Origin of the sequence: Streptomyces sp. XM83C, from assembly GCF_023072675.1 — a bacterium.
Lineage (GTDB): Bacteria > Actinomycetota > Actinomycetes > Streptomycetales > Streptomycetaceae > Streptomyces > Streptomyces thermocoprophilus.
Genome location: NZ_JALLGL010000116.1, coordinates 1 through 18423, shown reverse-complemented (window position 1 = coordinate 18423; position 18423 = coordinate 1). Strand labels below are relative to the sequence as shown.

Below are 18423 nucleotides of genomic sequence, written 5' to 3'. Positions count from 1 at the left end.
CCGGTGGTCCAGTCGACGCCGGAGAAGGTCTCGCCGACGTCGAAGGCCTCGCCGTGCCGGTTGTAGGTGCGGTGGTCGTCGGCGGCGAAGACGGTGTCCTTGGTGTACCTGCCGGACAGCAGGCCGGGCGAGGTGGGGCCCTGACCGTGTGTCAGCCCCGGCCCGCGAGCCTGCGGGCATGGAGGGCGCGGGCCACCCTGGGGCCGAGCCGGCGCTTGAGCCGGCGCAGGGCCCCCAGCTGACCGGCAGCCCGGTCGAGCCGGTAGTACAGCTGCGGGGGGACGTGCGGCAGCAGGGGTGAGTGGCGCTGGCCGAGCAGGGCGAACATCTGCTCGGGCGGCAGGTCGATGTAGCGGGGCAGGTTCTCGTACCACTGGGCGCTGTAGCGGGCGGCGCTCTGCGCGGGCAGCAGGGCGGCGCGGCGTTCGCGTTCGTAGGCGGTGAGGGCCTGCGGGAGGGTGTCGTGGGCGCGCAGGGCGCCGGCGAGCGCGATGGCGTCCTCCAGGGCGAGGGTGGTGCCGGCGCCGATGGAGTAGTGGGTGGTGTGGGCGGCGTCGCCGAGCAGGACGAGGTTGCCGCGGTGCCAGGTGCGGTTGGTGATCGTGCGGAAGGTCAGCCAGGGGGCGGGGGCGTCGGCCTGGGAGCGGCCGATGAGGGGGCGGCCGTCGAGGACGTGCGCGAAGAGCTTCTCCAGCAGGGCGAGGGAGTCGGCCTCGGTGGCCCGGTCCAGGCCGAGGCCGCGGTGGGTCTCGGGGGCGCATTCGACGACGCAGGTGCTGTGTCCGGCGTCGTAGCCGTAGCCGTAGCACCAGATCCAGCCGTGCTCGGTCTCGACGAAGGCGAAGGTGAACGCGTCGAAGACCTTGGTGGTGCCGAGCCAGATGTAGGGGTTGCCGCCGGGGCGGACGTCGGTGCCGAAGTGGTCGGCGTACCGGGTGCGCAGGGCGCTGCGGACGCCGTCGGCGGCGACGACGAGGTCGGCGTCGGGGATGTCGTGTCCGGTGATCTCGTGTCCGTGCTCCAGGCGGACGCCGAGGGAGCGGGCGCGGGCGGCGAGGATCTCCAGGAGGCGGTGCCGGCCGATGCCGTGGCCCTGGTCGCCGCGGTGCCGGGTGGAGAGGTCGCGGACGTGGGCGACGCCGTCGCTCCACCGTACGGACGCTTCCTCGACCGCGCGGGCCGTCACGGGGTCGTGGGTGTGGAGGCGGTCGAGGAGTCCGCGCCAGTACGTCACGCCCCAGCCGTAGGTCGAGCCCTCGGGGTCGCGTTCGAAGACGGTGATGTCGTGGGAGGGGTCCTGGAGTTTGAGGAGGATGGACAGATACAGGCCGGCGGGCCCGCCGCCGACGCAGGCGACCTTCACAGACACTCCCGGAAGTCACGGAACGCGGTCATTTGGCAACGCAGAGTAGCAGCGGATTGTCGCGGGGGCGGGGAGTCGCCTTTCGCGCCATTTCCGTGGCGTGAGGCGCGTCACCGGCCGGTCCGGAGCGGGTCAAAGATCGCCGGAAAGGGGCGCGCGGGGGCAAGGAATTGCCCGTTCCGGGGCGGGTGCGACAACGCCACGGCAAGATCATCTTGGTTCAACCCTGTACGACATGTAGGCAATTGTCCGGATCGGAGCCAACCGGTCCCGGACGATTTCTCCCGCTCGCACCCCGCTCGATAGGTATGCGGAGTCACCCCTCGAACATCACTTCGGAGGCCTCCCATGCCCGAACTCAGCCGTCGCCGCGCGCTCGGCGCCGCCGCCGCCCTCGCCGCCGGCACGGCGGGGGCGCAGCTGCTCGCCGCCCCCGCCGCGTCCGCCGACGGCCACCACGACCACCACTCCCCCGCGTCCTTCGACGAGGTCTACAAGGGGCGCCGGATACAGGGCCGGCCGGTCTCGGGCGGCGGTCATCACCACGGCGACGGCTACGCCGTGTTCGTCGACGGGGTGGAGCTGCACGTGATGCGGAACGCCGACGGCACGTGGATCAGCGTCGTCAGCCATTACGACCCCGTGGCCACGCCCAGGGCCGCCGCCCGCGCCGCGGTCGACGAACTACAGGGCGCCCCTCTGCTGCCGTTCCCCGCCAACTAGTACGTCCGCACAGCCCACTTGGAGTCACCGCACATGACCGTCCGCAAGAACCAGTCCGCCCTGACCGCCGACGAGAAGCGGCGGTTCGTCGCCGCCCTGCTGGAGCTGAAGCGCAGCGGGCGCTACGACGAGTTCGTCAAGACGCACAACGCCTTCATCCTCGGGGACACCGACAACGGCGAGCGCACCGGCCACCGTTCGCCGTCCTTCCTGCCGTGGCACCGCAGATTCCTGCTGGAGTTCGAGCAGGCGCTCCAGTCGGTGGACCCGTCGGTGGCGCTGCCGTACTGGGACTGGACCGTCGACCGCACCCCGCGCGCCTCGCTGTGGGCGCCGGACTTCCTCGGCGGCGACGGGCGCAGCAGGGACGGCCAGGTGATGGACGGGCCGTTCGCCGCGTCGGCCGGCAAGTGGCCCATCAACGTCCGGGTGGACGGCCGGACGTATCTGCGCCGGTCGCTGGGCGCGGCGGTGCGGGAGCTGCCGACGAAGGCCGAGGTCGAGTCGGTGCTGAACATCCCGACGTACGACATGGCGCCGTGGAACAGCGCCTCGGACGGGTTCCGCAACCACCTGGAGGGCTGGCGGGGCGTCAATCTGCACAACCGCGTCCACGTGTGGGTCGGCGGGCAGATGGCAACCGGGGTCTCCCCCAACGACCCGGTGTTCTGGCTGCACCACGCCTTCGTCGACAAGCTGTGGGCGCAGTGGCAGCGCCGGCACCCGAAGTCGCCGTACCTGCCGGGCGGCGGCACGCCGAACGTGGTGGACCTGAACGACACGATGAAGCCGTGGAACGACGTGCGGCCCGCGGACCTGCTGGACCACACGCCGCACTACACGTTCGACGCGGCCTGACGCGCCCCCGCGCCGTGTGTCACCCGGCGGAGGTACGGCACTCCGGGTGCCCCCAGCCCTGCGCGTTCTTCGCGATGGGCGCACCGGCCGCGTAGGAACGGCCGCAGACACAGCGGCCGGGGAACTTCGCCTTGACGGTGCGCGAGGACGACCCCGCCGACCCGGCCGCTCCCGCCCCGCCGGGACTCCCGCCGGACGCCTTGCGGCGCGGGGCACGGGTCTTGGGGGTGTCGGGCGAGGGCGGCGGCTCGGGCGATCCGAGGGCGCTGCCCGCCGCCTCCTGGGCCGAGGCGGCCTGGCTGGCGGCCCGGTCGGCGAAGTCGTTGAGCGGGTCGCCGTCGACCTGATGCGCGGGAACGTACCGGAACTCCACTGTCCGCCCGGACAGCAGGGTGTCGATACGGACCACCAGCTCCTGGTTGGCGACCGGCTTGCCCGCGGCGGTCCTCCAGCCGTTGCGTCTCCAGCCGGGCAGCCAGGTCGTGACGGCCTTCATCGCGTACTGGGAGTCCATGCGGACCTCCAGCGGCACGGCCGGGTCGGTCGCCGCGAGCAGCCGCTCCAGCGCGGTCAGTTCGGCGACGTTGTTGGTGGCGCGGCCGAGCGGCCCCGCCTCCCAGCGGGCGGGGCTCTCCTTCTCGTCCGCGACCACCCAGGCCCAGCCGGCCGGGCCCGGGTTTCCCTTCGAAGCCCCGTCGCACGCGGCCACCACTCGTTCACGCATGCGCACGATCATGCCACGCCCGGCACCGGCCGCCGGACGGCCTCCGGTCGGGGTCAGCCGACGTCGCCGACCTTCGGCATCTCGCCCGCCGTGGTGGTGACGTCGATCACGGAGAACGCGGCGCCCTGCGGGTCGCTCAGCGCGGCGAACCGGCCGAAAGGGCTGTCCATCGGGCCGAAGTTCAGCGTGCCGCCCAGCCGGGTCGCGGCGGCGACGGCGTCGTCGCAGTTCGGGACGGTGAAGTAGACGTTGACGTAGGACGGGATCTCGGGCGGGAACTCCTCGGTCATCCTCATCCGGCCGAGGACCGTGTCGTCGCCGACCTGGAACATGCGGAAGTCCATCTCGTCGTCCTCGATCCGCTTGACCGTGTAGGGGAACACGGCGGACAGGAACGTGTCGGTCCTCTCCGGCTCCCGGGTGAAGACCTCGGCCCAGCAGTAGGCGCCGGGCTGCGGCGCGGTCGCCTCGAAGCCCTCGTGGACGCCGGACTGCCACACGCCGAAGGCGGCGCCGCCGGGCTCACGGGCCAGGCACATCGTGCCGAACTCGCCGACCTGCATCGGCTCCATCAGCACTTCGCCGCCGTTGTCGCGGATCTTGCCGGCGGTGGCGGCGGCGTCGTCGCTGGCGAGGTACAGACACCACTGCGACGTGCCCTCCTGGCCGGGCATCGGCGGGACGACGGCGGCGACGGCCTTGCCGTCCGCGTAGGCCTGGGTGTAGTTGCCGTACTGGGACTGCGACTCGCCGAACGTCCAGCCCAGGACCTCACCGTAGAAGCGTTTGGCCGCTTCCAGGTCACTGAACATCGCGTCGGCCCAGCAGGGGGTTCCCTCGGACGGTGCGGCCATGGCTGCGGACCTCTTCCTGATCGATGGGTGTGTCCGTTTCCTCACGCTAGTCAGGGCCCGCGCGGACCGCGCGCCGAACGCGTCGGCGGGGTCCGGGGGGCCGCGGCGGGCGCCGGCCGTGGGAGGCGCGGTCGGCGGGCGCGTGCCGCAACTCGCTGGACGGCCGCTCTCCTGGTCCGGTCTCATGGCCGCCGTGTGTGCCGTGAAGATGCGTTTCGACGAGATGGACCTCGGCGCCGCGGTGGTGGCCCGGCCGGTCGCCGAGCAGTTCCCCCGGTGGGCGTCGCTGCCCGTGCGGCGGGTGGCCTCCTCCGCCACGGAGAACGCCATGTTCCGCCTGGGGGCGGAGCTGGTGGCCGAGCCGCGGCCGGCCACCCGTAGGCCGGGGACGGCCGGGCACCCGTCGGCCGGAGGCACGGCCCTGCGGGGCACCCCTAGCGTCCCGCGTACGCCGCTTCGAGGGCGGCCAGGTCGAGCTTGCCCATGCCCATCATCGCCTTGACGGCACGGGCCGAGCTCTCGCGGTCCTCGGAGGCGACCATCTCCAGCAAGGCTTTGGGGACGACCTGCCAGGACAGGCCGTAGCGGTCCTTGAGCCAGCCGCACGGGCCGGGCTGCCCGCCGTCCTCGGTGAGCCTGGCCCAGTAGTGGTCGATCTCCTCCTGGTCGTCGCAGATGATCTGGAACGACACGGCCTCGTTGAAAGTGAACTCCGGGCCGCCGTTGAGCGCCACGAACTGCTGGCCGTTGGCCGTGAAGTCGACGGTGAGCACCTCGCCGCCCCGATCGGCGTCGTCGGGGTAGTGGGTGATGCGGCCCAGGCTCGAGTCCTTGAAGACCGAGACGTAGTAGCGGGCGGCCTCCTCGGCCTGCCGGTCGAACCAGAGACAGGTGGCGAATCCTTCGGCGGTCATGGCTTGCTCCTGGACGCTGCGGGTGCGGGACGCACGGTCACCCATGTCGACCGCGACCGACGCGGAAACTCATCGGTCGCGGGCCGCTCTGCCCGTGGCGAATCTGCCGCGGGCAGAGAAACGCCCGGTGGGGGCGGTTTTGCGCCGACAGTGGGGTGGACGGCATCACCGATCGACGACTGGAGGGCCGATGACCCCGCTCACCCCGCTCACCCCGCGGGCCGAGGAAGGCGACACCCCGCCGACCCGGTTCGACGACCATCTCGCCGCCCAGCTGCTCGGGCAGCGGATCGTGCTGCTCGGCACGCAGGTCGACGAGGTGTCCGCGAACCGGGTCTGCGCACAGCTGCTGATCCTGTCCGCGGAGGACCCGCACACCGACATCGCCCTGTTCATCCACTCCCCCGGCGGCTCGGTCCACGCCGGGCTCGCCGTCTACGACACGATGCGGCTGATCCCCAACGACGTCGCCACGCTCGCGATGGGCTTCGCCGCGAGCATGGGCCAGTTCCTGCTGAGCGTGGGCACGCCCGGCAAGCGGTTCGCGCTCCCCCACGCGCGGATCATGATGCACCAGCCGTCCGCGGGCATCGGCGGCACCACCGCGGACATCGCGATCCAGGCGGAGAACCTGGAGTTCACCAAGCGGACGATGGAGCGGCTCATCGCCGAGCACACGGGCCAGACCCCGGAGACCATCGCCCGGGACGGCGACCGCGACCGCTGGTTCACGGCCGAGGAGGCCAGGGAGTACGGCATGGTGGACCGGGTCGTGGAGTCCTTCGCGGACGTCCGCCCGGCCGCGAACCGTCGGCGGATGGGACTGTGACCATGGGCGGCTACACGATTCCGAACGTCATCGAGCGGACCCCGCACGGAGAGCGGTCCTTCGACGTGTTCAGCCGGCTGCTGAACGAACGCATCATCTTCCTCGGCACGGAGATCGACGACGGCGTGGCCAACGTCGTCATCGCCCAGTTGCTGCACCTGGAGTCGTCGGCTCCGGAGAACGAGATCTCCCTCTACATCAACTCGCCCGGCGGATCGTTCACTTCACTGATGGCGATCTACGACACGATGACGTTCGTGCAGGCGCCGATCTCCACGTTCTGCGTCGGGCAGGCGGCCTCCACGGCGGCCGTCCTGCTCGCGGGCGGCGACCCGGGACGGCGGTTCGTGCTGGAGCACGCGCGCGTGCTGCTCGGCCAGCCCGCGTCGGGCGGGCGGCAGGGCACGGTGTCCGATCTCGCCCTCCAGGCCAAGGAGATGGTCCGCATCCGCACTCAGGTGGAGGAGGTGCTGTCCCGGCACACCCACCACGACATCGCGACGCTGCGCGCCGACATGGACCGGGACAAGGTGTTCACCGCGCAGGAGGCCGTCGAGTACGGCCTCGCCGACGAGGTCCTCAGCCGGCGGCTGGTACGGGTGTGACACCGGGGCCGCCCGGCTCCTCGCACCGGGGCGTGAGGGCCGGGCGGGCGCCGGGGGCGCGTCGCCGGCCTTTCGGGCCGCCGTGGCGGCGCCCGTTCAGGCGGCCAGGCACAGCCCGTCGCGCGATGCCGGGCCGCCCGCACGCCGGGTGGGCAGCGCCGGTCCGGTGAGGCGGGTGTGCGCCCGCAGCAGCAGATCGCCGAGGCCCAGGCCGAGGGCGTGGGCTGCGGCGGCGAGGACCTCCGAGGAGGCCTCCTTGCGGCCCCGCTCGACCTCCGACAGATACGGCATGGAGATCCGGGCCGCGTCGGCGACGTCCTTCAGGGTGCGCTCCTGGGCAAGGCGCTCACGGCGCAGGACGTCGCCGACCAGGTCCCGCCACAGCGGTTCACGGGCGGCGGGCGGCGCGTCGGAGGGATCGCCGGGGCGGGCCCCGGTGCCCGCGTCGGGCCGGGCGACGAGGCGGTCGGCCCGACGGCCCTCGGGCCTCGCGGAAGGACGTTCGCCCGGCCGGTGCTCGGGGCGTACGGCCGGCGGGCGCAGCGGGACGACACGGGCACGGCCGGAGCCGGAGCCGTTCGTCCGAGGGGGCGTGTGATCGGTCACCTTCCCAGCCTAGGAGGCGCGGCCGGGAGGGGAAGGGCGCCGCGTTCCGCTCTGGGTGAAGCCGGTCCGGCCGGCGGGTGCCGGAGTACGGCGCCGGGGCCGGCGCGGGGAACGGGGCATGCCCGGCGGTCGCGGGGGTGGGCGCAGCGCGGCTCGGGGGCTCGCAGATGCATGTGTCGCGGCTGATCAAGCGCTTCATCGCCGGGCTGCGCGAGGGCATGCCGGGCGAGCCGGACCGCGTCCGGGACGCCGCCCGTCCGGCGGGGCCGGGACGCCGCCCGCCCCGCGTGCTGATCGGGCTTGCGGCGTTCACTCGCCGTCGAGGGGGACGACGGCGCGGACGCGCTTGCCGACGGGGACCCGTTCCGCGGTGACGCTGCGGGCCAGCGCGTGCACGATCTCCAGGCCGTGCCTGCCGACGCGTTGCGGATCGCGCGGGAAACGCACCGGCAGGGCGGCGCTGCTGTCGTAGACGCAGACCGTGACCTCGCTGCCGGTGCCCTCCAGGTCCAGGATGTAGGGGCCGTTGCTGTGCCGGTCCGCGTTGGTGACGAGCTCGCTCACCACGAGCAGGAGTTCGTCCCGCGCACGGTCGCCGATGTCGGCGCACCACTCGGTGCGGAGCTGGTCGACGAAGTGCGCGGCGAACGCCCGCGCCTCGGCGATGCTCCCCGGTTCACCGGTGTAGTGGGCGGCCCGCCTGAGTGGTTCCACGGGCACGTCGAAACCAGTCGGTATCACTGCCCCGCCCAGGTGTTCGGTCATGCGTGGTCTTTCTGGGAAGCCGGACTGGCCGGATGCTGCTGCATCTGTGCTCGTACCCCGAGCCCGCCGTCACACTCCCCCGCGAGTGCGCGATCGGGGAGTGCGCTTCGTTACAGTGCGGGCGTCGTGGCCGGGACCTGCGGTGTCAGGGCCGAGGTGGTGGGTACGGCGCTGGTGGTGAGGGCGGGCGAGCCCGGCGCGGGCAGGGTCGTGGTGGCGGCGGTGGTGGTCGGCGGCACGATCGTGGTGAGCGGGGTCGACGACGAGGCGGTCGGCGGCGCCGACGACGTCGTGGCCGTCGGTGTGCCGGCCGGGGCCGTGCTCGTCGGAGGTGTGCTCGTCGGCCTGAGGTTCTGCGTGGACTTGTCCGAGGTCGGCGAGGTGCTCGTGTCCTCGTCCGACGAGGGCGGCTGCGAACTCTCCGTGCTCGGGCTCGTCGTGTCGGAGCTGGGTGTCTTCGTCGTCGGGGTCTTGTGCGTCGTCGACGACGAGGGAGACTCGGAGCCGGACGACGTCGAGGGGGTGGGCGACGTCGGCGGCGTCGTCGTGGGGCGGCCGGTGCTCTGGCTCACCGACGAGGTCGGGCAGCCGGGGGCCGTGGCGCCGGTGGTGGTGCGGCACGGTGTGTACTCGCTCGGGGAGGTGACGGTCACCGTCGGGGTGGGGCGGTGCGGCGGCTTCGCCGGCTTGTCGTGGCGGCCGTGGTCGCCGTGGGGCCGGGCGAACCAGCGGTGGTCGTCGTCCTTGTTGTCGTACAGGACGAACTGCTTCACCTCGACGGTGGCGGGCTGCACGACGACCACATTGGCGGAGTCGTACGAGGGCCAGCTCCTGCCGGTGCGCTCGGGCGTCCCGGGCTGCATCACGGGCGGGGTGAGCGGGTTGCCGCAGGCGCAGCGCACGCGGGGCAGGCCGCGGTCGTCGACGAGGACGGCGGTGCCGGCCTGGAGGACTGCCTGGTAGCCGGTGGCGCGGCCGTCGCGGTAGCCGTGGTTGGTGACGTGGGTGTCGAGGCGCAGTTGTACGGGGGTGAGGGAGCGCAGGAACCCGGGGACGTCCTCGGGGCTGATGCCCTCGACGGACGCGAACGCCCTGTTCTTCTCGGGCTGCGACGTCAGCAGCCTGATCTGCTTCTCGGTGTCGCAGCTGGAGACATTGCGGGTGCCGCCGTACAGGCCGGGTGCGCCGCCGTCGACCTGGCGGACCGCGTCGTCGGGGGCCGACTGGTTGCCGGTGGAGGGGGAGACCGGCGGGGCGGAGGAGTCGGTGGCCGTGGAGGAGGTGAACGGGTCGGGGCCGGTCTCGGCGGCGGGCTGCGCGAAGATCTCGCCGGCGCTCGCGGAACCGCCACCGCCGGGCCGGGTGAGGACCATGGCGAGTGCGACGACGGCGATGACGGCCGTGGCGACGACGGCGATGCGCGGTGCGGACCGCCACCACGGGGACCTCGGTCCCCTGCCGCCGCCGGTCGCCCCTGCTCCGCCGGGCCGGTCACCCCCGCCCGAACCGCCGGACCGGCCGCCTCCGCCCGGACCGCCGGACCCGCTGCTTCCGCCTCTGTCGGACGGCGGAGGAGGGGGTACCGGGGGCGGTTGCGAGGGTCCCGACAGCGGGCCGGATGGTGGTCCTGTGGGATGGCCGGATGACGGTGGTTCGACACTCACGAGCTCTTCTTCCCGCGAGGGGCCCAAATAGCTTTCACCCGATTTGAGCCAATTTCATATGAATTACTCCTATTGTGTGCGCTGATCGGTGCCGGTCCGCAAGCGGGCGCGGACGACCCTCCGGCGGGCGGGCCCCGTCCGGGCTGCTTAGCGTGGCCGTGTGAGCACGTCGAACCGCGCCGGCCGGGCCGCCGCCCCCACCGGCTGGGTCCACGCCCTCGTCACGGTGGTCGCCGCCCTGGCCTCCATGGCGGCGACGGCCGCGCTGGGCCTGTGGGCGGCCGGGGCGGACGGTCTGCCCGACGGGGGTTTCGGCCCGGTGGTCGCGGCGGCCCTGGTCACGGCCGTCGGCGGCGCCCTGGAGCTGTCCGGCGACGCCGATGTGCTGCTGGGCACCTCGGCCGGCCTCACGGTGATGCCGCTGTCGGTCACGCTGGTCGGCGCGCTGGTGCTGGCCGCGGGGTTCCGGCGGCCGTTCGCGTCCGGCGGCGCGGCGGGCGCCGGGGACGCGGCGCTGTGGGCGGGGCGCATCGCGGTGCTCTGGCTGCTCGCGCTGATCGGGGTGGCGTTCGCCGCGCGGCACACCTTCGACGTCCCGCTGGGCGGCGACACGCTCGGTGCGCTGGGCGACCTGCTGGGGATCGCGCCCCGCGTGGGGTTCCGCGCGGATGTGCCGCTGACCGTGTTCGTGGGCGTGGTGTGGCTGGCCGGGGTGCTGCTGCTGACGGTGCTGGTGTCGCCGCGGGTGCCGCTGCCGGGCCGGGCGGCTCCGGTGCGGGCGTCGGTGCGCCCGGCCGCGGAGGCCCTGGTCCTGCTGCTGCTCGGGCAGGTCGTGATCGGTGCGGCCGTCGCCCTCGTGGTCGCGGCGACGCGCGACCGGCCGGCGGAGACGCTGGCCGTGGTGCTGCTCGGACTGCCGAACGTGGTGTGGCTGGGGCTGACGGTGGGCCTCGGCGCCACCTGGCACGGCCATGTCCAGGGGCCGTTCGATCTGCCGATGCCGCACGTCCTGGACCAAGTGCTGCGCACCCCGGACATCGCCACGCTGGACCTCGGCACGCTCACCGGACACGACGGCCGCTGGGCGTGGCTGCCCGTGGTCGAGGCCGTGCTGCTTGTGCTGACCGGCCGGCTGACGGCGCTGCGCTCGCCGGCCCCGCCACGGCCGTGGCGGCACGCCGTGCACCTGGCGGCGGGGCTGCTGTTCGCGGTGCTGACGATCTGCCTGACCGGGCGGATCACCGCGTATCTCAGCCTGTCCGTGCTGGGCATCGGCGACCTGGGCGGGGGGCTCGGCGGCGAGCTGCTGCTGCGGGCCGACGTGTGGCCGGCGCTGGGGCTTGCCGTGCTGTGGGGTGCGGCGGCCGGGCTGCTGGGCGCGCTCGCGGCACGCCTTCCGGGGCTCAGCCGGGACGGCCGGTGACCGAGAGGGCCCAGTCGGGCGGCGCCTTCACCCGCGCCCCGGCGCCGGGCACGACCGTCAGGGGCGCCTCCTCCGCCCCGGGTGCGACCGTCAGGGGCGCCTCGCCCGCTCCGGGCGCGACCGTCACCGGTGCCTCCCCGGCCCCCGGTACGACCGTCAGGGGCGCCGCCCCTGCCCCGGGTGCGGGCTGCGCGGGCGGCCGGCGGCCGAGAGCCCCCGCCTCGGGCACGGGCCCGTGTGCCGTGTGCGCGGGCGGGCCGGTGCCCGGCCCGGCCGTGACAGGCCGCCCGGCGCCCGGCATGCTCTGCGCGGGGGCCGCCGCACGGGGCACGTGCGTCGCGGGCGCCTCGGCCTCGCGTACGGCCTTCACGTCCACCTCGGTGGGCGTCCGACCGCCGCTGTGCGCACCCCCGCCACCGCCCCCGCCGGCGTCCCGCAGGGCCGCCACGAAGTCCAGGCAGGAGTCGTAACGGTCCTCGGCGCTCTTGGCCAGGGCGCGGGCGAACACCGCGTCGGCCGCCGCGGGCAGATCGGAGCGGGTGCCGCTGAGCGGGGGCGGGTCGTCGTACTGGTGGGCCCACAGCAGGGCCATGTCGTCCTCGCGCTGGAACGGGGGATGGCCGGTGAGGGTCTCGTAGACGACGCAGGCGAAGCCGTACACGTCGCAGCGGCCGTCGACCGGGCGGCCGGAGATCTGCTCCGGCGAGACGTAGTCGAGGGTCCCGACGAACTGGCCGATCTGCGTGAAGCCGGTGAGCGACAGGGACTTCTTCGTCAGGCCGAAGTCGGTGAGGTAGACGTGCTCGGGGTGGTCGGCGTCGGTGCCGCGGTCCACGAGGATGTTGCCGGGCTTGACGTCCCGGTGGACCAGTCCGTGGTCGTGCGCGGCGTCCAGCGCGGAGGCGACCTGCGCGCCGATGCGGACGGCCGCCGGCAGCGGCAGCGGCCCCTGCCGGTCGATGAGGTGCTTCAGGTCGCTGCCGGGGACGTAACGCATGGCGATGTACAGCACGCCGTCGGTCTCCCCCGCCTCGAAGACGGGCACGATGTGCGGGTGGTCGATCGCGGCGGCCGTCCTCGACTCGTGGACGAAACGCTTGCGGAAGGTGTCGTTGCGGGCGAGTTCCGGGGCGAGCAGCTTGAGCGCCACCGTGCGTTCCAGGCTGAGGTCACGAGCCCGGTACACGACCGCCATCCCACCCCGGCCGATCTCCAGTTCGATGCGGTAGCCGGCGATGCGGCGGCCGATCAGTTCCGAGGGCCGCCCGGAGAACAGGCTCGTGTCGGGGGCCATCACCGCTCACCCTCGGGCACCACCGAGCGGGTCGGCGCCCGTGCGGGCGGCGCGGCGGCCCGCGGCCCGGCGTCCGCGGCGTAGGTGCTGAGGCCGGTGCCGTCGCCGTACACCCACCGGCCCTCCTCGTCGTCGTAGAGCCAGACGTCGGAGCCGTCCACGACCACGCCGATCCGCAGACCGCGGGTGCGCTGCCGGAAGGCCTCGCCGTCCAGCCCGCCATCGGCGAGGTCCTCCACGGCGGTGCGGTAGCGGGCCAGGGCGGACTCGGCGCGGGCGAGCAGCGGGCGCGGGTCGGGGGTGTGCCCGAGCGGGGCGTCGGCGGTCGGCGGGTCCTTCGGCACGGCGACCAGGAGACGGCCGTCGACCCACGCGGACCAGCCGTTGGCGCACACGATCCGCCCCCAGTCGCCGCGCCGGTCGACGAGCTGCACGGGCAGCAGCGCGTCGAGGGGCACGGCCGCCCCGGACGGATCGGGCGCGGCCCACGCGGGCATGCCCTGCGGGGGCACCACGTGGGTCGGGCGGAAGCCGGGGCCGGTCATGGCGGCCTACTTCCGCATCACGGCGGGTTCGTGCCGCCGCAGCAGCCGGGAGACGAGGAACGCGAAGGCGGCGGGCAGGGCCACCAGCACGGCCACGTTGCGCAGCCACACCCCGGTGTCGTGGCGGAACAGGGGGTCTCCGGCGACGGGGTTGCCGGGGTTCGGGGCGAGTTCGACGGTGCCCGCGGCGGCGCCCAGCGACCAGCGGGAGGGCGACAGCCACGCGAGCTGCTCCATGCCGGGCACGCCGTTCAGTTTCAGCACGGCCCCGCAGAACACGACCTGCGCGATGGTCAGCAGCACCAGCAGCGGCATCGTCACCTCCTCCTTGGGCACGACCGCGGAGATCAGCAGGCCGAGGGCCATCGCGGCGAACGCCAGCAGGGACTCCACGACGACGAGTTCGGCGAGCGGCGGCAGCAGGACGCCCTGCCCGTCCGGCGCGTGCAGATCGACGCCGAGCAGGCCGACAAGGGTGAGCACCACCGCCTGGAGCACGGTGATCGTGCCGAGGACGACCAGTTTGGAGGCGAGGTACGCCGATCTGGGCAGGCCGACGGCACGCTCCCGCCGATAGATCACCCGTTCCTTCACCAGTTCGCGCACCGCGTTGGCGGTGCCGATGAGCACACCGCCGATGGTCAGGATGAGCAGCGCGTTCATCTCGGTCTGCCGGGTCAGTTCACCGCGGGTGACGGCACGCAGCAGCACCCCCATGACGAACGGCAGGCCGATCATGGTGGCGAGGAAGACCCGGTCGACGCTGAGCACGGCGGTGTAGCGGCGTACGAGGGTGTCGAACTGGGCGGCCCAGCTGCGCGGAGGGGACGGCGGTGTGATGATCACGGGGCCTTCGCGGGGGCGGCGCGGCTGGACGGCGGCGTCGGCGATGTACCGGCGGTGCTCGGGAGACGCGCCGTACTCGCCGGCCCAGTCCCGCCGCCGGTCCGCCTCGAACGCCTCGAACGCCTCCGGCCACGCGTCGAAGCCGAGGAACGGCAGGGCGTTCGCGGGCGGCCCGTAGTAGGCGACCCGCCCGCCGGGGGCGAGCACGAGGAGCCGGTCGCACAGGTCGAGGCTGAGCACGCTGTGGGTGACGACGATGACGGTACGGCCGTCGTCGGCGAGGCCGCGCAGCATCTGCATCACCGACCGGTCCATGCCGGGGTCGAGTCCGGAGGTCGGCTCGTCGAGGAAGAGCAGGGACGGTTTCGTGAGCAGCTCCAGCGCCACGCTGACGCGTTTGCGCTGCCCGCCGGAGAGGCTGTGCACCCGCTGGCCGGCCCGCTCCCGCAGGCCCAGTTCGCCCAGCACCTCGTCGACCCGGGCCCGGCGCTCGGCGCGGTCGGTGTCCTCGGGGAAGCGCAGCTCGGCGGCGTAGGCGAGGGCGCTGCGCACCGTCAGCTGGACGTGCAGGATGTCGTCCTGGGGGACGAGTCCGATGCGCTGGCGCAGCTCGGCGTAGTCGTGGTAGAGGTCCCGGCCGTCGTACAGGACGGTGCCATGGTCGGCGGGGCGCTGCCCGGTGAGGGCGCCGAGCAGGGTGGACTTGCCGGCGCCGCTGGGGCCGACGACCGCGAGCAGGCACTTCTCCCCCACCGGGAAGGACACGTGGTCCAGCAGCACCTTGCGACCGCGGTCGACGGTGACGGTGAGGTCCTGCACGTCGAGGGAGACCTCGCCGGTGTCGACGTACTCCTGGAGGCTGCCGTCGACGAGGCAGAAGGCGGAGTGGCCGATGCCGACGATGTCGCCGGGGGCGAGGGCGGCGCGGGTGACGCGCAGACCGTTGAAAAAGGTGCCGTTGTGGCTGCCGACGTCGACGATCTCGTGGCCGCCGCCGGGCAGTGGCCGCAGTTCGGCGTGGCGGCGGGAGACGACGAGGTCGTCGACGACGAGGTCGTTGTCCTCGGCGCGGCCGATGCGCACGGTGCCCTGCGGCAGCCGGCGCTCGGTGGCGGGCCGCCGGAAGGTACGAGTGGCGCCCGGCGCGGAGACCGCGGAGGGGCGTTCGGGGCCCCGGGCGGGCGGTGGTCCCGCGAGGACCGCTCGTGGGCCGTCCTGCGGGTTGCCGAAGCGCAGGACCGTGCCGGGCCCGACGAAACGGTCCTGGACACGGCGGCCGTCGGCGTAGGTGCCGTTGGTGCTGCCCTCGTCGTGCAGGGTCCAGTGCCCGGCCTCGGGGTGCAGGACGGCGTGGTGCCAGGAGACCCGGGCGTCGTCGAGGACGATGTCGGACAGGGGGTCGCGGCCGACCCGGTAGTCCCGGACGGGGCTCATCACCGTGGTACCCGCCTCGGTCTGGAGCACGAGCTCGGGTGCGCTGGAGAGGGCAGGCCGCTCCGACATGGCAGAATTCTACCGATTTGTCCGCATATTCGCCCGGCGGGCGAATATGCGGGCGCCTCGTTCGAGGGGCGGCCGTTCGTCAGGCCACGGGTTCGACGAGACCCACGGTCGTCCGCTGCATGCGCAGTGCGTCGACGGATTCGGCGAGCATTTCGTACTCGGTGGTGTCGTCGCTGGCCGCGATCCGCAGCAGCCGCCCGTCGGCCAGTTCGTCGGCGGCCTGTTCCTGCCGGCCGACGTCGGCGCACCAGGCGCGAAGGACGCCCGGCACGTCGGGCACGGTGTCCGCGACGGGCACCAGCGCGCCCGGCGGGAAGCGGTCGTCGTCGGGGCTGGGGTCGAGGCGCTCGGCGATCCATGAGGCGCGGTCGCGCAGCCACCACAGGGCCAGCGCCAGCGTGGGTGCGCGGTAGGTGCCGAGCGGGACTCCGATACGGCGGCCGTCGCAGACGCCGTACGCCGTCACATGACACAGGAACTCGTCGTGCACGTCATCACTCCCCCGAAACGCGTCGCTCGCGCCGGCCGGATGCGGGCCGGCCCCTGTGCGGCTCGTGTGCGGTGCACTCCCCCTCGCAGTCGAGTATGTTCACTTCTGAACCACTGTCACCATGCCTTTCCGGACAGTCTCCTGGCATATTCAGCGCCTCGGTTGGCCGGAAGGCACCGGCCCCCTGCCCCGGGCATCCGGCGCACGGCGAGAGCCCGCCCCCGCCGGGACGGGGGATTCCGGCGGGGGCGGGAGTCGAGGCGACGGGGACGGCGGCAAGAACCTCTGCGAACGGCGGCAGCCTCCGCAGGCGGGCTAGCCCTTGATCACCGCGTCGATACGGGCCAGCTCCTCGTCGGAGAAGTCCAGGTTGCGGATGGCGGCGACGCTGTCCTCCAGCTGCTGCGGGCTGCTCGCGCCGACCAGGGCCGAGGTGACCCGGCCGCCGCGCAGCACCCAGGCCAGCGCCATCTGGGCGAGGGACTGGCCCCGGCCGGCGGCGATCTCGTGGAGCGAGCGCAGGCGGGCCACCAGGTCCTCGGTCACCGCGTCCGTGTTCAGGAACGGGCTGTCGCTCGCGGCCCGGGAGTCCTCCGGGATGCCGTCGAGGTAGCGGGAGGTCAGCAGGCCCTGCTCCAGCGGGGAGTAGGCGATGGAGCCGACCTGGAGTTCGTCGAGGGTGTCGAGCAGGCCCTCGTCCTCGGGGCGGCGGTCCAGCATCGAGTAGCGCGGCTGGTGGATGAGGAGCGGGGTGCCCAGTTCGCCGAGGATGCGGGCGGCCTCCCGGGTCTGCTCGGCCGAGTAGTTGGAGATGCCGACGTACAGCGCCTTGCCCTGCTGCACGGCGGAGTGCAGCGCGCCCATCGTCTCCTCCAGCGGAGTCTTCGGGTCGGGGCGGTGCGAGTAGAAGATGTCGACGTAGTCCAGGCCCATCCGGGCGAGGCTCTGGTCGAGCGAGGACAGCAGGTACTTGCGGGAGCCGAACTCGCCGTACGGGCCGGGCCACATGAGGTAGCCGGCCTTGGTGGAGATGACCAGCTCGTCCCGGTAGCGGGCGAAGTCGGACCTGAGGAAACCGCCGAGCGCGGACTCGGCGGCGCCGGGCGGCGGACCGTAGTTGTTGGCGAGGTCGAAGTGCGTCACGCCGAGGTCGAAGGCGCGGCGCAGGATGGCCCGCTGGGTCTCGGCCGGCCGGTCCGGGCCGAAGTTGTGCCACAGTCCGAGCGACAGCGCGGGCAGGTGCAGTCCGCTGCGGCCGGTACGCCGGTAGGGCATGTCCGCGTAGCGGTCGGGGTGTGCGGTGTACAACGCGACTCCATGAGGGGTGGGCGCACGGGTTCAGGTCCCACTCGATCACAGTCCGCGGGACCGCTGCCACTCTGGCGCGACCTGCGGCGATACGTCCAACAGAAGAATGTGATGGGATTCAGCGCCCCGGTCGATGAATCCGCCGGGGCCGTGGATAGGCTGCGTCCCATGGAACTGAGGCAGCTCCAGCATTTCGTCGCGGTCGCCGAGGACCAGCATTTCACCCGGGCGGCCGAGCGGCTCATGGTCTCGCAGTCCGGGCTGTCCGCGTCCGTACGGGCGCTGGAGCGGGAGTTGCAGACGCCGCTGTTCGTGCGGACCACGCGCCGGGTGACGCTCACCGAGGCCGGCCGGGCGCTGCTGCGGGAGGCGGAGCGCATCCTCGCGGGGGTGCGGGCGGCGCACGAGGCGGTGGCCGCCGTCCAGGGCGTGCTGCGCGGCACGCTGTCGCTGGGGACCGAGCAGTGCATCGCCGGGGTGGATGTGGCCGGGCTGCTGGCCGCGTTCCGGCACCGGCATCCGGACGTCGAGATCCGGCTGCGGCAGAGCGGGTCGGCCGCGCTGGCGGAGGAGGTCGCGGCCGGCCGGCTGGACCTGGCGTTCGCCTACCGGACCGGCCCGGACACCGATCAGCTGCGGTCCGTCGCCCTGGCCGCGGAGCCGACGACCCTGCTGTGCCATCCCGGCCACCGCCTCGCCGGGGCGGGCGCGGCGGTGACGCCGGGCGACCTCGCCGGGGAGGTGTTCGTCGACTTCCAGCAGGACTGGGGGCCGCGCCGGGCCACGGACGCCGCGTTCACGCGGGCGGGCGTGGGGCGGACGGTCGCGCTGGAGGTGAACGACGTGCACAGTCTGCTCGATCTGGTCGACCAGAACCTCGGGGTGGCCGTCGTACCGAGCCACTTCCGGCACAAGCGGCCGTCCTTGGCCGCGCTGCCGCTGAAGGGCCTGGACGACGTGACGTACGAGACGGTCGCCCTGCTGCCGCCCGCCCGGGCGGCCAGCCCGGCGGCACGGGCACTGATGGGTCTGCTCACCGGGGCCACCGGGGGCGCGTGACGGCCGGCGTCACGGCATCGGGGCGGGGCGAGGGACGCTGTGCCCTGTGG

Annotated in this window: 16 protein-coding genes and 3 pseudogenes; 6 read left to right on the top strand and 13 right to left on the bottom strand. The window is 73.5% G+C overall.

The features are described from left to right. Together MTQ10_RS15355 and MTQ10_RS15350 are read right to left on the bottom strand one after the other, a co-directional pair. Positions 1-131, bottom strand: a pseudogene (locus MTQ10_RS15355) (aldo/keto reductase); the annotation flags it as partial. Positions 132-151: 20 nt separating this feature from the next. Beyond that, the gene (locus MTQ10_RS15350; protein ID WP_247467924.1) at positions 152-1363 is read right to left on the bottom strand and encodes an FAD-dependent monooxygenase; all 1212 of its coding nucleotides are present in this window, start codon (positions 1361-1363) and stop codon (positions 152-154) included. 348 nt (positions 1364-1711) lie between these two features. Here MTQ10_RS15350 and melC1 point away from each other — a divergent pair, with 348 nt between their 5' ends. Beyond that, positions 1712-2086 carry an apotyrosinase chaperone MelC1 gene (gene melC1, locus MTQ10_RS15345; RefSeq protein ID WP_247467921.1) on the top strand — a complete coding sequence of 125 codons (375 nt, stop codon included), beginning with the start codon at positions 1712-1714 and terminating at the stop codon, positions 2084-2086. A gap of 33 nt (positions 2087-2119) precedes the next feature. Beyond that, entirely contained in the window at positions 2120-2944 is an 825-nt protein-coding gene (gene melC2, locus MTQ10_RS15340) for a tyrosinase MelC2 (RefSeq protein ID WP_247467918.1), read from the top strand. A 19-nt stretch (positions 2945-2963) separates the two neighbouring features. Here melC2 and MTQ10_RS15335 read toward each other — a convergent pair whose 3' ends face one another. The 3 genes from MTQ10_RS15335 to MTQ10_RS15320 form a co-directional block, all read right to left on the bottom strand. After that, complete coding sequence (locus tag MTQ10_RS15335) at positions 2964-3680, bottom strand: ribonuclease H family protein (RefSeq protein ID WP_247467915.1); 717 nt, start codon at positions 3678-3680, stop codon at positions 2964-2966. 41 nt (positions 3681-3721) lie between these two features. After that, positions 3722-4522: a VOC family protein gene (locus MTQ10_RS15330; RefSeq protein ID WP_247467912.1), complete on the bottom strand. Its 801-nt coding sequence runs from the start codon at positions 4520-4522 to the stop codon at positions 3722-3724. Between the two features lie 434 nt (positions 4523-4956). Next, entirely contained in the window at positions 4957-5436 is a 480-nt protein-coding gene (locus MTQ10_RS15320; RefSeq protein ID WP_247467909.1) for a VOC family protein, read from the bottom strand. Between the two features lie 190 nt (positions 5437-5626). Here MTQ10_RS15320 and MTQ10_RS15315 point away from each other — a divergent pair, with 190 nt between their 5' ends. After that, positions 5627-6265 carry an ATP-dependent Clp protease proteolytic subunit gene (locus tag MTQ10_RS15315; protein WP_247467906.1) on the top strand — a complete coding sequence of 213 codons (639 nt, stop codon included), beginning with the start codon at positions 5627-5629 and terminating at the stop codon, positions 6263-6265. A gap of 2 nt (positions 6266-6267) precedes the next feature. Next, positions 6268-6870, top strand: coding sequence for a ClpP family protease (locus MTQ10_RS15310; protein WP_247467903.1), 603 nt, complete (start codon positions 6268-6270; stop codon positions 6868-6870). Between the two features lie 96 nt (positions 6871-6966). Here MTQ10_RS15310 and MTQ10_RS15305 read toward each other — a convergent pair whose 3' ends face one another. The 3 genes and pseudogenes from MTQ10_RS15305 to MTQ10_RS15295 form a co-directional block, all read right to left on the bottom strand. Beyond that, entirely contained in the window at positions 6967-7476 is a 510-nt protein-coding gene (locus MTQ10_RS15305; RefSeq protein ID WP_247467900.1) for a helix-turn-helix domain-containing protein, read from the bottom strand. Between the two features lie 309 nt (positions 7477-7785). Then, positions 7786-8241, bottom strand: a complete 456-nt coding sequence (locus MTQ10_RS15300) for an ATP-binding protein (RefSeq protein ID WP_247467896.1) — start codon at positions 8239-8241, stop codon at positions 7786-7788. A gap of 281 nt (positions 8242-8522) precedes the next feature. Then, a pseudogene (locus MTQ10_RS15295) lies at positions 8523-9905 on the bottom strand (DUF6777 domain-containing protein); the annotation flags it as partial. A 160-nt stretch (positions 9906-10065) separates the two neighbouring features. On the opposite strand from MTQ10_RS15295, the gene MTQ10_RS15290 reads away from it, so the two are divergent. After that, positions 10066-11328 carry a streptophobe family protein gene (locus MTQ10_RS15290; protein WP_247467891.1) on the top strand — a complete coding sequence of 421 codons (1263 nt, stop codon included), beginning with the start codon at positions 10066-10068 and terminating at the stop codon, positions 11326-11328. 310 nt (positions 11329-11638) lie between these two features. Here the strand turns inward: MTQ10_RS15290 and MTQ10_RS15285 are convergent. The 5 genes and pseudogenes from MTQ10_RS15285 to mgrA form a co-directional block, all read right to left on the bottom strand. Beyond that, positions 11639-12622, bottom strand: a pseudogene (locus MTQ10_RS15285) (serine/threonine-protein kinase); the annotation flags it as partial. Further along, positions 12622-13167: a hypothetical protein gene (locus tag MTQ10_RS15280; protein WP_247467888.1), complete on the bottom strand. Its 546-nt coding sequence runs from the start codon at positions 13165-13167 to the stop codon at positions 12622-12624. The pseudogene MTQ10_RS15285 and the gene MTQ10_RS15280, both read right to left, overlap by 1 nt. Before the next feature lie 6 nt (positions 13168-13173). Continuing rightward, positions 13174-15516, bottom strand: coding sequence for an ABC transporter ATP-binding protein/permease (locus tag MTQ10_RS15275; protein ID WP_247467885.1), 2343 nt, complete (start codon positions 15514-15516; stop codon positions 13174-13176). Positions 15517-15595: 79 nt separating this feature from the next. Further along, positions 15596-16006 (bottom strand): hypothetical protein, encoded by a 411-nt coding sequence (locus tag MTQ10_RS15270; RefSeq protein ID WP_247467882.1) that lies wholly within the window; start codon positions 16004-16006, stop codon positions 15596-15598. A 315-nt stretch (positions 16007-16321) separates the two neighbouring features. Continuing rightward, positions 16322-17314 carry an L-glyceraldehyde 3-phosphate reductase gene (gene mgrA, locus MTQ10_RS15265; RefSeq protein ID WP_247467879.1) on the bottom strand — a complete coding sequence of 331 codons (993 nt, stop codon included), beginning with the start codon at positions 17312-17314 and terminating at the stop codon, positions 16322-16324. Positions 17315-17482: 168 nt separating this feature from the next. On the opposite strand from mgrA, the gene MTQ10_RS15260 reads away from it, so the two are divergent. Next, positions 17483-18373: a LysR substrate-binding domain-containing protein gene (locus MTQ10_RS15260; protein WP_247467876.1), complete on the top strand. Its 891-nt coding sequence runs from the start codon at positions 17483-17485 to the stop codon at positions 18371-18373. The last annotated feature ends 50 nt before the right edge of the window (positions 18374-18423 follow it).